A 12,653-nucleotide genomic window follows, 5' to 3' on the forward strand; every position below is an offset into this window, starting at 1 on the left:
TTTCCTTGCGAAGGAATAAAAAACACATGGGATTAACAGAGCATTTAAAAAGGTCTGTTAATTTTGAGGGTAGGGTTTGCTATAAGGAATATAGCACCCCTCAATAAGATTTTTTGGAGGTAATGTTGATGAAATCGAGCAATAGCGGTTTAAACAGACGTAATTTCTTAAAAGTTGGCGGAATGAGTACTTTAGCATTAACACTTGGTTCAACTGGGGTATTTTCTCTTGCGGGGGCTACAAAAGGATTTGCAGCGGATTCTAGCAATCCAACAAGTGGATTTGGCGGATATGGCCCACTAGTAAAGGATCCAAATGGAGTTCTTGATCTGCCAAGGGGATTTCATTACAAAATGCTTTCGAAAACTGGTGATATCATGCCTAATGGTGACCTTGTCCCTTCTGCTCACGATGGAATGGCTGCCTATAAAGGGGAGAAGGGTACAACCATTCTTGTAAGAAACCATGAAAATGGGACAAATTCAGATTACCCTGTAAACGGGAAAAAACCTTGGAGCGCTGGTGCTGCCGGCGGCACCACCACAATAATCGTTGGACAAAATAACAAAGTCATTGATCAGTATGTATCAAGTTCAGGTACGATCCGTAACTGTGCGGGTGGAGCTACGACTTGGGGGACCTGGTTAACAATGGAAGAAACTCGTGATATGGGACATGGCTTTGTATTTGAAGTAAATCCGCTTGATCCTGAAAACGAAATGTCAAGAACACCGATCCGTGATATGGGTTATTTCTCACATGAAGCTGGGCATGTTGACCCTTCAACAGGAATTTGGTATTTAACCGAAGACGCAAGTCCAAGCTTCTTGTACCGTTTTACACCACATGACCGAAGTCAAAAGCTAGGTTCTCTGCAAAAGGGAGGAATCCTTGAAGCAGCAGCGATTGATGAATTGCCAGCTGCAGCTGCAAGTCAATTTAGTACTAGACAAAAATTCGGGGTTGTTTGGAAAAAATTAAATCCTGAAATCGCACAGCAAGATGCTAAGGATAAAGGCTGTATTCAGTTTAGCCGCTTAGAAGGGGCTTATTTTTCTGAAGGTACTTTATGGTTTGATGATACAAGTGCAGGTTCAGCACACCTTGGCCGTGTTTATCGCTACACTCCAGCGACAAACAGCTTAGAACTATTCTATGAGTCTACTGATAAAAATGAGTTAGAAGCACCTGATAACATTACAATCACTCCTTGGGGAGATCTTTGGATCGCCGAAGATGGTGGCGGTAATGATCGTATTGTCGGATTAACTCCTGAAGGAAATATTTATACTTTCGCTGAAAATATGATGAACGGTTCTGAATTTGCTGGCCCTACATTTTCCCCGGATGGAAATACTTTCTTTGTAAATATGCAAACACCAGGTATCACCTTCGCGATTTGGGGACCATTTGCACGCAGAAATTCTACCCGTAGACGAGCTATGAACCAGGCTCTGCCGCCAGCAAGTATTGCTCCTGTTGTTTCGGATAAACTTACTGCATTCGCAGAAGAACAAGGCATGTCTATATTAGAAGCAGCAGCTTTAGAGCGTCATGGTATGCCAATTTTATAAGTAATGATGACATTTTTTGAGTACTAACAAACCATCATGGAATAGGAGGTGGGAAGTTTGTTATCCAGTATCGGCATCCCTGGCCTAATTCTCATTCTAGTCATTGCGTTAATCATTTTTGGTCCTTCTAAATTACCGGAAATCGGAAGTGCTTTTGGAAACACTTTAAAAGAATTTAAAAAAGCAACAAATGATTTGATCAGTAATGACAAAGAAGAAAAAACTAACTCTGAAGAGAAAAATAAACTAGTAGCTCTTGAGAAATCTGAAAAGACTGGAACTAAATAACTTGTTTTACAATTTATAGAGTAATTGCTTGGAGGTAAATATTATGAAAAAAATGGGGAAGATATTTTTGACGGGCTGCTTTTCGCTGGCTATGGCTGCCGCTTTTGTCGCAAAGCCCGTTACGGCAGATGCGGAGGAAAAGCTTAAGGAAGGAGAGAAGTTTAAACTCACCATTCTCCAGACGAATGACTTTCATGGTCATCTGGATGACATCGTCAAGCTGGACGATGGAACCCTTCATCACAATTCTATTGCGAAGTATGCCACCATCATTGAAAATGTGCGCAATGAAGAGGAGAATGTGCTTCTCGTCGATGGCGGGGATGTCTTCCTGCGCGGCGAGTTTCAAGCGGGTCAAGGAGAGTTGGAGACGTCTCTTTTGAAAGCTTTGGACTATGATGCGATGGCGCTAGGAAACAACGACTTCCGCGTTTACCCTGCCGGGGAGGGCACACCGGACAGCCGTTATGAACAGTTAAAGGATTACCACCGCAACGTGAATTTCCCCATCCTTACTGGTAATGTCATTGACAGGGAAACAGGAAAGTACATACAGAATGTCAAGCCTTGGAAGAGTTTTACTTTCACTGGCGTTAAAGTCGGCATGATCGGCCTTACTTCGATGAAGCCGGAAATTCGCGGTTGGGATGATGTTGCAGACCTTGATTTCATCGAACCGGTTGAAGCGTTGAATGCGTTGCTTCCTGAAGTGAGTGAAAAGTCAGAAGTTAGCATTATCCTTTCGCATGCCGGAAACCCAGAAGACCATAAGCTGGCTCAGGTTCCTGGAGTCTCGGCGGTAATCGGCGCAGATACACACAAGGTCATCGAAACTCCCGAATACGAATTCAACGGAGAGGTGATGGTGCCAATTACTCAAGCTGGAGGAGAACAAGAACATTATTTGGGCCGCCTGAATTTGACTTTTGAAGTCGTCGACGGAAAAATGACTTTGATAGAATCCAATGGATTCCTCTACGACGTCACAAATGTTCCGGCAGATCCGGAGATACAAGCGATCATAGAAGATTATCGTGCAGATTTGAAAGCGCAATAATCAAGTCTTCATAATAATATGAGGTATGGACAAAGCGAGATCATTCGCTTTGTCGTTTCTTTCTTGATTATGAAGGAAGTATGCAAGGGGTTGTCCAGAAAGTCAGTGAAAACTAACTGACTGGCGGCCTTTTATTTTTGCCCATTTCCCGCCCTTCCCACAGACAATCGTCGAGCTTAGAGTAGGTTTTTCCGTGTCGTTTAGTTTAAAAGGATCGTTAGGAAAATGCTTTTGCCATAGAGATTGCGAAGGGTTTTACTTAAATAGGGTTCATTTTACTGGAACCTATCATGTTATAGAGTCTAAAACGTCTTTTCAACGCAGAATATTCTTGTCCAAGATGAAAAGACGGTAAATACTTGATCGCTGCTGGATTCAATCCTAAAGTGTTAGGTTAAAGAAATGAATGAAAATTTGTTATTTATAAATATTTGCGTTTGGCCAATTCTTGTATAATATTGTTTTTATTGGATCCATTTGGATTCATATCATCTCGGTCTCATCACCTTAAGATACAGGTTCCTCAATAAGAAAGTAGTAACTAGTTTTAGACAAGGGTTTAAGGGGGTCCAATAAGATTTAGTGGTTTTATTTATCCATTTAGGCAGTTTATATATTACTACAAATATCTCGTTAGAATACATGTTCTAAAACAATGTCATCATTAAGAGTTATCATATCGCACATATTCAAGGAATTCGTGATGGTGGCACTATGGATATTTAAGGTTGTATGTAATGGTGAAATTTCATTTGAGAGTTAGCCCTTGAAAGACGCCGGTGGATTGTAAATATCTTCGTAGCAGGACGGGACATCATTTGCGTAAACTTACATATAATCGAAGGAGAAAAAGTGATATGTGGTTCTTGGTGATAGTTGAAGTTGGAAAACATTTCCGTTAACATATAATAAGAATCATATAATAGGAGGTTGCACATTGGTTTTACAAATTAAAGAAGTTACGAAAAAATTCGGGGATTTCACTGCGGTCAACAAGCTTGATTTAACTATCCCCGAAAAAGAAATGTTTGGCTTTTTAGGCGGGAATGGAGCGGGGAAAACGACTACGTTCCGGATGATACTCGGCCTGCTTGACCCAACTGAAGGGGAAGTGATCTGGGATGGTAAGAAAATCGATTATACGACCAGTTCATTGATTGGCTATCTTCCTGAGGAACGCGGACTATATCCAAAACTGAAGGTGCGCGATCAAATTGTGTATTTGGCTAGATTAAGAGGGATGAACAAACGGGATGCTTTGAAAGAGTTGGAGTATTGGTTGGACCGCTTTATGGTACCCGAGTATATCGATAAGCGAGTTGAAGAGCTTTCAAAGGGAAATCAGCAAAAGATCCAGCTGATCGCCTCCATGATTCATAAACCTGAATTGCTTATCCTGGACGAACCCTTTAGCGGGCTGGATCCGGTGAATGTGGAAATACTGAAGAAAGCGGTCATCGACTTAAGGGACAGCGGCACGACGATCGTTTTCTCGAGCCATCGCATGGAGCATGTTGAGGAGATGTGTGAGCATCTTTGCATCATGCATAAAGGGTCCCCCGTTGTGGCGGGAAAATTAAAAGAAATAAAGCGTTCTTTTGGTAAAAAGAACGTGTCAATTAAAGCTGATTTCGATTTATCTTTCTTGGATACTTATGCAGGGGTAACAAAAGTAAAGAACACGATGGAAGGGAAAATTCTTCAAGTCACTGGTGAAGATGTGGCTGAGAACATGATTCGTGACCTTGTTCCAAGAGGTTTCGTCAGGAAATTCGAATTGGAAGAACCATCGCTGACGGATATTTTCATTGAAAAAGTAGGTGCGGTCTATGAATAAATTTTGGATTGTCCTTTCCCATACATATCTATCAAAATTAAAAACGAAATCTTTTATCATTTCTACAATCATTATGATGGCACTGATTCTCGTCCTAACGAATATTTCGAATCTTATTGATAAATTCGACAGTGATGATCAGGAAAAGGTTGCCGTCATCGATCAGACTGAAGGTAGTTTATTTGATTCTTATAAAAAAGCAGTAGAAGGTGTGAACAATAACCTATCGATAATATCCGCCCAGGATGAAAAGGAAGCGGAGGAAATGGTCAGCGCAGAAGAAATCGTTGGGTATTTATTAATCAAAAAGGATGAAACTGTCGGCTTCAAGGGAACGTATAAAGCGAATCAAATTTCAGATTCTGCGGTAAGTAATGATTTGCTTTTAGCGCTTACTCAATTGAAGAGTCAAACAACTGCGAAGGAATTGAATTTGAAAGAGCAGGAAATCGCTCAATTGAATACGCCGCCAGCATTTGATACGATTGCCCTTGAGAAAAATGCAAAAACGGAAGAGGATCTCAATCAAGCACGAGGTCTCGTGTATGTGCTCCTATTCGTCATCTACTTCGGTGTGTTGATGTATGCAACGATGATTGCAATGGAAGTCGCTACTGAGAAAACATCACGAGTCATGGAAATCCTGATTTCAAGTGTCCCGCCAGTCACACAGATGTTTGCCAAAATAATGGGTGTTGCTTTGCTTAGTCTTACACAAATGATTTTATTTTTTGGGGTGGGCTATTTCTCGATTAAACAAAACTTGACAGGTATGGATGAGGGATTCTTCTCGTTTTTCGGTTTCGGCAGCACCGATATCTCAACGATCATTTATGCAATCATCTTTGCTTTGCTTGGCTATTTTCTGTACGCGACTCTTGCGGCATGCCTTGGATCCGTTGTCAGCAAAATTGAAGATGTCCAGCAAATGATTTCACCGATGACCATGTTGGTTGTCATCGCCTTCATGATTGCGATGTTCGGACTGGGGAATCCGTCAGCGAGTTATATTACGATTACATCATTCATTCCATTTTTCACGCCAATGATCATGTTCTTACGCGTAGGGATGCTGGAAGTTCCATTCTGGGAAATCGCCATCAGCATTGCATTGTTAATTTTAACCATTGTTTTACTTGGAATAATCGGAGCAAAAATCTACCGTGGTGGAGTCTTGATGTACGGTAGCTCAAAGTCACTGAAAAGCATTAAGAATGCCTTGCAATTATCCAAGAAAAATTAACATGAAACCTGGATCCTTCATTCCAGTTGGAGGGGATTCAGGTTTTTTTAGATAATAATATTGATTTATGAAAAAGGAACGAAAAGTAGCATAGATATAAGGGAACATAAATATATTCCAATTATGCAACCACGATTAGGAGTGAATTATTATGAGCAATCTGGTAACGATGACGATAGCTTCAGAAGCGTTTCTCTTGCTATCCTTCATCATTATTATTTTATCAACAAGGAGTCCGAAAAAGAATGTTCTCTGGGTTATCCTGTTCATCATTGGAGCTGCACCGCTTTTATATTTAGCCATAGATCATGTGAAAAACGATTATATTGACGCAAATATCGGATTGGGCCTTGCCTTTATGTATACATGGTCATACAGCGCAGTAGCTTTTATCATTGGTATCATTCTTTTAGTGAAAAAGAAAAGGAATAATAATATTTCAAAAGAACTGTGATTATCCCATTTTGGAATCTAAATTAAATGAAAATAAAAACGCTGAGGATACATTGAGTATCCTCAGTCATTTTTTTACAAAATGAGGTTCGGAATGATCTCACCCCGAACAAGGAAAGTTGATTTCCTCTCCAGGCACTCGTTTTCCGCGGGCGGTCCGCCCTCGACGCTTCGCGTTCTCCCTTGGACTCGCTATTCCCGCAGGAGTCTCGTACCTTCCGTTCCAATCAACTTATTCATATAAAAACACTTTTCTCTAAATAAGGGGGCCGAAGTATTTCAACCCAATTCCTTTTTTAAAAATTGTTTATCCTTCATGTTTTTTTCTTTTTATATGGATGAAACACGAGATTGAAAAAATTTGCGACACTCTTGCCGAATAACTGGCTACCCGAGACCCCGCAGATGCTTGTTTTATGGCAGACAGTCGGCGGAAAAATCATGCTGGAACTTTTTTTAGAAACGTTGCAGGACAAATCACTTTTCTTAAAGTTTGTCTACAGTCTTGCTGAGGATACATGAGAATCTTCAGTGTTTTTTTGTTTAATAAACTGGCTACGCGTTTCTAAAGAATAGAAAAAGTTATTAAACGAATAGTAATAAATAAGGAACATAAATCTTTCTCTTTGCATAGGGTAGGAGGGTATGGTATATTAATTTTTGAGGAGGGATGGTTAATGGATGAAATGATGAACGGGCAAGAAACGATGAATGAAGAAGAATGCTGTACGACCTCTTCCCACGGCCGAAAGAGTCATCACTCAGAAGTAGTAAAAAAGAATTTAACGACCCGGTTAAATCGAATTGAAGGTCAAATTCGCGGTATAAAGGGTCTAATTGAAAAAGATACGTACTGTGATGATGTGATCACCCAAATAGCAGCTACACAAAGCGCGATGAATAGTGTGGCCAAGATTTTATTGGAAGGCCATCTAAGGAATTGTGTGGTTGAACGTCTGAATGAAGGGGATACAGAGGTTATAGATGAAGTACTTGTAACGATACAAAAATTAATGAAAAAATAAAGGAGTAGTGGTTAAGATGGTAAATGTAACATTGAATGTAAGTGGAATGTCTTGTGGTCATTGTGTGAATGCAGTTGAAGGGAATGTAGGAAAACTTGCAGGTGTTGAAAGCGTAAAGGTGCATTTGGATGCAGGAAAAGTGGATGTTGCGTTTGACAAGGAAAAAGTATCACTTGAGAAAATAAAAGAAACAATCGATGATCAAGGCTACGATGTCGAGTAAGTTATGAGAGTGCTGTTAAGCACTTCTTTTTTACAAATGAATATACCCCATAGCGGTATAGGGAGGCGGGGATGAAGTGAGCAGCCAAATAAAAGAAACTAGTATACAGATTTCAGGAATGACTTGCGCTGCCTGTGCAAACCGAATTGAAAAAGGGTTAAACAAAATGGAAGGCGTTGAGGAAGCCACCGTTAATTTGGCTCTTGAGAAATCGGTCATTAAATATGATTCGGAAAAAGTAAACAACCAGGACTTTGAAAGGAAAATTCAAGATCTTGGCTATGATGTGGTAAAAGAGAAAAAGGAATTTGCGATTACTGGCATGACCTGTGCTGCCTGTGCAACAAGGATAGAAAAAGGGTTAAATAAGATGGATGGGGTGAGCATGGCTAATGTGAATCTAGCACTTGAAAGTGCGACCGTCGAATATGATCCTTCCGAAGCCTCCCCAATGGACATCATTCAACGGGTGGAGAAGCTGGGTTATGGGGCGATCATCAAGGAAGATAAAATGGAATTAGTGAATTTCCGTCAGAAAGAAATTCAAAAACAAAAGAATACATTCATCTTTTCGGTCATTTTTTCTTTTCCATTGTTATGGGCGATGGTAAGCCATTTTAGTTTTACTTCGTTTATCTATATGCCTGATTTCCTCATGAATCCGTGGGTACAGATGGCATTCGCTACCCCCGTGCAATTTCTGATTGGAAAGCAGTTTTATGTAGGAGCTTATAAAGCCTTGAAAAATAAAAGTGCCAATATGGATGTATTAGTCGCGATGGGAACATCCGCTGCCTATTTTTACAGTGTTTATCAGGCGATCATCTCGATGGGGTCCCATCACAATACGGCACAGCTTTATTTCGAAACTAGTTCGATTCTTATCACCCTCATTCTTTTAGGGAAGCTGTTTGAAGCGAAAGCAAAAGGACGTTCTTCCGAGGCCATCAAAAAATTGATGGGGCTTCAGGCCAAAACGGCATTGGTTTTAAGAAATGGGGAAGAACGTGAAATACCACTTGAAGAAGTCATCGTGGGGGATACGATTTTGGTGAAGCCGGGTGAAAAAATCCCTGTCGACGGAGAAGTGGTTGAAGGGAACTCTGCCGTCGATGAATCCATGTTAACGGGTGAAAGCATTCCAGTCGATAAAACAAACGGGGATACTGTAATCGGTTCAACATTGAATAAGAATGGGTTTCTCAAAATGAAAGCGACAAAAATCGGAAGGGATACAGCTCTTTCCCAAATCATCAAAGTCGTCGAAGATGCTCAAGGTTCGAAAGCGCCGATTCAACGTCTTGCGGACCAAATTTCCGGTGTCTTCGTTCCCATTGTAGTCGGCATCGCTCTTTTAACTTTTCTGGTTTGGATGATTTGGGTTAACCCTGGAGAATTCACCCCGGCTTTTGAAGCGATGATTGCAGTGCTAGTCATAGCCTGCCCATGTGCTCTAGGTCTGGCCACTCCCACATCCATCATGGCAGGATCAGGTCGGGCCGCCGAATTCGGCATCTTATTTAAAGGCGGGGAACATCTGGAAACCACTCATCATATTGATACGGTCATCTTGGATAAAACGGGAACGGTAACGAATGGCACCCCAGTGCTGACCGATGTCCTCATCGAGAATGGAATGGAGGAAGAACAGTTTTTATCACTAATCGGTGCAGCTGAAAAACAATCTGAACACCCTCTTGCGCAATCGATCGTTCAAGGAATTCAATCAAGACAGATATCACTTGCTGCGGTTGAGGAATTTGAAGCGATTCCTGGATACGGGGTGAGAGCTGTAGTGGATCAAAAAGAGTTATTCGTCGGAACGCGCAAATTGATGAAGCAAAATAACGTCGATATTACAAAAGCGCTAACAGCGATGGAAGAATTTGAAGAGCAAGGGAAGACGGCAATGCTCGCTAGCATAGAAGGTGAATATGCAGGACTCATTGCCGTTGCGGATACGATAAAAGATACCTCGCTAACGGCGATTGAAAGGTTAAAAGCAATGGATATCCAGGTCATCATGATAACCGGGGATAATCAAAGGACAGCAAATGCCATCGGCAAGCACGTTGCCATTGACCATGTGATTGCAGAAGTCCTTCCTGAAGGGAAAGCGGAAGAAGTGAAAAAACTGCAGGCCGCCGGAAAAAGAGTGGCAATGGTCGGAGATGGGATAAATGATGCTCCCGCGCTGGCACTAGCCGATATAGGAATGGCGATAGGAACGGGGACGGACATAGCCATGGAAGCTGCCGATATCACTTTGATCCGGGGTGATTTGAACAGTATTGCTGATGCAATCCTCATGAGCAGGAAGACGATGAGAAATATCAAACAAAACCTCTTCTGGGCTTTTGCCTATAATGTAATCGGAATACCAATTGCGGCAATCGGACTGCTTGCCCCGTGGTTAGCGGGTGCTGCCATGGCCTTCAGTTCCGTGTCAGTAGTATTGAATGCACTTCGCCTTCAAAGGATAAAGCTTTAAAGATCATGTAACATATAATGAAGGCAATTTTACTGACTGAATATAGCCATTCTACGAACGTATGGATTTTAATCATCCAAATTAAGCCGATGATTCCCTGGCAAGGGGATCATCGGCTTTCATCTGGAATGAGCGGCATGTTACAGCGAATCCTATAGGTTGTCAAACCGCTTATTTTAAACAGTAAAATACATAATCTGTAGGTGTGCCACTCTCGCCTTGTTGGTGGAGCATCGCTGATACATTACCGCGATGATAGGTCCCATGATTCACTACATGATGGATGAGGTCGGCAAGTACAAACTCACAAACCCCCATTTTGGGATGTTCGGTTACAATGGTCCGTTCAAGATCAGGCTGCGAAGTAAGAAAATTGTCATAATCCTTTGCAAGTTCACCATATGAGGATTCCAGTTCATTTAATGAGATTCCGTCCACTTCTTTCCGCCGCTGTTCAACTATCTTAAAAGTTTCTTGAACTGTGCTTCCTTTCATTATTTCCAACCAGGTAATATCAGTTGCGTAAAGGTGAACTAGGACTTCCTTGATGGATGGAAAGACACTTTTTATCGTGTCTCCATAGACTCCGTCCGGTAATTGTTTTAGGTTGTGGAACACTTGCTGATTAGCCCAAACGTGGTAATCATACATTTTCTTGGCACGGTTATTTTCCATTTTCTCACTCCTTCAATTGTTACATATCCTTTTCGACATAATTTAAAGAATACCTTTATCAAAGGCTGATTTCATAGTTCTCAATACTAATCTAATCTTTGTGTCTATAGTTTACATAAATGACCTTCTCTCCAGGCATTAGTTCTACAACGTAAACATTATTTTGATATTATAAAGTTTTTAGTAGAGGTCTGATAATTTGTCCATGCAAATGTTTCGTTTTATACATACCATGGAAAAGGTGCTATCTTACTACTGTTATGCCATCAATGTGTTTGGTTCACCACTGTTAAGGGGGTCTATCCACTTTTGATAATATTTCAGAAGAGCCGAGTTTTATCAAGTAGGGAATCCATAGACATGAAGTAATAATGATGGTGATAAAACAAACTTGATAGATATGCAACCAATTGTCAATCAGGGATGGAAAGCATAACCAGTGATTAGAAGTACGGTTAATTCATGCGAACAACCTGAAAAGCTGGCAAGGTCAAAGAACATGACAATACAGAGGGTGTGTTATGGGTTGTAATACACAACCTTATAGACTCATGAGATTCTTGATATTGTTAGCGAATTTTTTGATAGAAAAATAGAACCGTCATTAATTCCAATCAGGGATTGGGATCTGGTTTTATTCTATAACTGACGGGGCCGATTTTCGGGATGGAAGAGTGTGAAAATTCGCTTTATTTTCAAGTATTGTTAAAAATAATAATAACTCTTATCGAGAGGTGGAAAAAAATGAAAGCAGATGCCGTTTTTGAAGGTGGGGGGGTCAGGGGAATTGCTTTTATTGGAGCGATTCAAGCAATGGAAGAGGAAAAAGTCGAATGGGAAAGACTTGCTGGGACATCAGCAGGAGCAGTAATAGCTGCTCTTTTGGCTAGTGGCTATAAAAGCCATGAAATTAGAGAACGGTTTAGTGAAATCAATTACTCAAAGATGCGAGGCAGGACAATTTTGAATCGAATTCCCATTTTGGGCTTCTTTTTGGAACTTATGTTTCATCTTGGAATTTACAAAAACGATTATTTGGAGACGTGGGTGGATTCTCTTCTTTCAGAAAAAGGGATTAAGACATTCGCTGATCTTCCAGACGGAAAGTTGAAGATAATTGCTTCTGATGTTTCGAATGGCCAGATGCTTATTTTGCCGGATGATTTGGTCCGCTATGGGATGTCTCCTGCTGATTTAAAAGTTTCAACTGCCGTAATGATGAGTGCCTCCTTACCATTTTTCTTCCGTCCGGTTATTTGGAAATCAAAAGACCGGAAAAAATCCTACATTTTAGATGGTGGTTTACTTAGTAACTTCCCAATATGGATATTTGATACAGACAATCCTCGTTTTCCAACTTTCGGATTCCATTTTGTGAAAGATGAAGTTAATATAGATCCGGTTATACCAACGCCAATCCACCTTTTCAAAAATATATTTAAAACGATGCTTCAAGCCCATGATTTACGACATATGAACAAAGAAACGATTGAACGTACGATTCAAATTCCTACTGGCAGCATCAACGCAACGGATTTTGAACTGAATGAGGATGAATTCGACTTTCTCTATAAATCAGGTTATACTTCTGCAAAAGAATTTTTGTCAAATTGGGATTTTGAACAATATAAGGTCAAACGCATGCAAAGAGTAAAAAATGAGTAGAAACATTCCTCTATCATTTGAGGGGGGAAAGCGAGGGACAAGGAGCTGTTACAACGGCTCTTTTTTTATTGAACTAACGAATCAATAGTTTAATATGAGGCATAGTTGTCTTGAGCTTTTTA

The 12,653-nt window shown here is 40.7% G+C and carries 12 protein-coding genes; 11 read left to right on the forward strand and 1 reads right to left on the reverse strand.

What is annotated here, in order from left to right; genetic code table 11:
* The first annotated feature begins 128 nt into the window (after positions 1 to 128).
* The 10 genes from ACIQYG_RS18940 to ACIQYG_RS18985 all read left to right on the forward strand — a co-directional run bounded on the left by ACIQYG_RS18940 (position 129) and on the right by ACIQYG_RS18985 (position 10,191).
* Positions 129 to 1,574 (forward strand): alkaline phosphatase PhoX, encoded by a 1,446-nt coding sequence (locus tag ACIQYG_RS18940; protein WP_402840950.1) that lies wholly within the window; start codon positions 129 to 131, stop codon positions 1,572 to 1,574.
* Between the two features lie 57 nt (positions 1,575 to 1,631).
* Positions 1,632 to 1,862, forward strand: a complete 231-nt coding sequence (tatA, locus tag ACIQYG_RS18945; protein ID WP_402840952.1) for a twin-arginine translocase TatA/TatE family subunit — start codon at positions 1,632 to 1,634, stop codon at positions 1,860 to 1,862.
* Positions 1,863 to 1,905: 43 nt separating this feature from the next.
* A complete protein-coding gene (locus tag ACIQYG_RS18950) occupies positions 1,906 to 2,919 on the forward strand; it encodes a bifunctional metallophosphatase/5'-nucleotidase (RefSeq protein ID WP_402840955.1) in 1,014 nt (337 codons plus the stop codon).
* A gap of 937 nt (positions 2,920 to 3,856) precedes the next feature.
* Positions 3,857 to 4,756 carry an ABC transporter ATP-binding protein gene (locus tag ACIQYG_RS18955; RefSeq protein WP_402840957.1) on the forward strand — a complete coding sequence of 300 codons (900 nt, stop codon included), beginning with the start codon at positions 3,857 to 3,859 and terminating at the stop codon, positions 4,754 to 4,756.
* Positions 4,749 to 5,999: an ABC transporter permease gene (locus ACIQYG_RS18960; protein ID WP_402840960.1), complete on the forward strand. Its 1,251-nt coding sequence runs from the start codon at positions 4,749 to 4,751 to the stop codon at positions 5,997 to 5,999. Before ACIQYG_RS18955 ends, ACIQYG_RS18960 begins: the two co-directional genes overlap by 8 nt.
* A 151-nt stretch (positions 6,000 to 6,150) precedes the next feature.
* The gene (locus ACIQYG_RS18965; RefSeq protein ID WP_402840963.1) at positions 6,151 to 6,453 is read left to right on the forward strand and encodes a hypothetical protein; all 303 of its coding nucleotides are present in this window, start codon (positions 6,151 to 6,153) and stop codon (positions 6,451 to 6,453) included.
* Between the two features lie 350 nt (positions 6,454 to 6,803).
* Entirely contained in the window at positions 6,804 to 6,974 is a 171-nt protein-coding gene (locus ACIQYG_RS18970; RefSeq protein ID WP_402840965.1) for a hypothetical protein, read from the forward strand.
* Between the two features lie 164 nt (positions 6,975 to 7,138).
* Positions 7,139 to 7,477: a metal-sensitive transcriptional regulator gene (locus tag ACIQYG_RS18975; protein ID WP_402841158.1), complete on the forward strand. Its 339-nt coding sequence runs from the start codon at positions 7,139 to 7,141 to the stop codon at positions 7,475 to 7,477.
* Positions 7,478 to 7,493: 16 nt separating this feature from the next.
* Positions 7,494 to 7,700 carry a copper chaperone CopZ gene (copZ, locus tag ACIQYG_RS18980; RefSeq protein ID WP_402840968.1) on the forward strand — a complete coding sequence of 69 codons (207 nt, stop codon included), beginning with the start codon at positions 7,494 to 7,496 and terminating at the stop codon, positions 7,698 to 7,700.
* 76 nt (positions 7,701 to 7,776) lie between these two features.
* Positions 7,777 to 10,191, forward strand: coding sequence for a heavy metal translocating P-type ATPase (locus tag ACIQYG_RS18985; protein WP_402840971.1), 2,415 nt, complete (start codon positions 7,777 to 7,779; stop codon positions 10,189 to 10,191).
* A gap of 171 nt (positions 10,192 to 10,362) precedes the next feature.
* On the opposite strand, the gene ACIQYG_RS18990 is transcribed toward ACIQYG_RS18985, so the two are convergent.
* Positions 10,363 to 10,866, reverse strand: coding sequence for a DinB family protein (locus ACIQYG_RS18990; RefSeq protein ID WP_402840974.1), 504 nt, complete (start codon positions 10,864 to 10,866; stop codon positions 10,363 to 10,365).
* Between the two features lie 744 nt (positions 10,867 to 11,610).
* On the opposite strand from ACIQYG_RS18990, the gene ACIQYG_RS18995 reads away from it, so the two are divergent.
* Positions 11,611 to 12,531 carry a patatin-like phospholipase family protein gene (locus tag ACIQYG_RS18995; RefSeq protein ID WP_402840977.1) on the forward strand — a complete coding sequence of 307 codons (921 nt, stop codon included), beginning with the start codon at positions 11,611 to 11,613 and terminating at the stop codon, positions 12,529 to 12,531.
* The last annotated feature ends 122 nt before the right edge of the window (positions 12,532 to 12,653 follow it).

The sequence above is a fragment of the Peribacillus sp. NPDC096622 genome, from assembly GCF_044762665.1.
Taxonomy (GTDB): Bacteria; Bacillota; Bacilli; order Bacillales; family DSM-1321; genus Peribacillus; species Peribacillus frigoritolerans_B.

What these genes read in the sequence shown, in the direction of transcription:
- ACIQYG_RS18940 (WP_402840950.1), top strand. Translation starts at nt 129, where the DNA reads ATGAAATCGAGCAATAGCGGTTTAAACAGACGTAATTTCTTAAAAGTT.
- ACIQYG_RS18950 (WP_402840955.1), top strand. Translation starts at nt 1,906, where the DNA reads ATGAAAAAAATGGGGAAGATATTTTTGACGGGCTGCTTTTCGCTGGCT.
- ACIQYG_RS18960 (WP_402840960.1), top strand. Translation starts at nt 4,749, where the DNA reads ATGAATAAATTTTGGATTGTCCTTTCCCATACATATCTATCAAAATTA.
- ACIQYG_RS18965 (WP_402840963.1), top strand. Translation starts at nt 6,151, where the DNA reads ATGAGCAATCTGGTAACGATGACGATAGCTTCAGAAGCGTTTCTCTTG.
- ACIQYG_RS18975 (WP_402841158.1), top strand. Translation starts at nt 7,139, where the DNA reads ATGATGAACGGGCAAGAAACGATGAATGAAGAAGAATGCTGTACGACC.
- copZ (WP_402840968.1), top strand. Translation starts at nt 7,494, where the DNA reads ATGGTAAATGTAACATTGAATGTAAGTGGAATGTCTTGTGGTCATTGT.
- ACIQYG_RS18990 (WP_402840974.1), bottom strand. Translation starts at nt 10,866, where the DNA reads ATGGAAAATAACCGTGCCAAGAAAATGTATGATTACCACGTTTGGGCT.
- ACIQYG_RS18995 (WP_402840977.1), top strand. Translation starts at nt 11,611, where the DNA reads ATGAAAGCAGATGCCGTTTTTGAAGGTGGGGGGGTCAGGGGAATTGCT.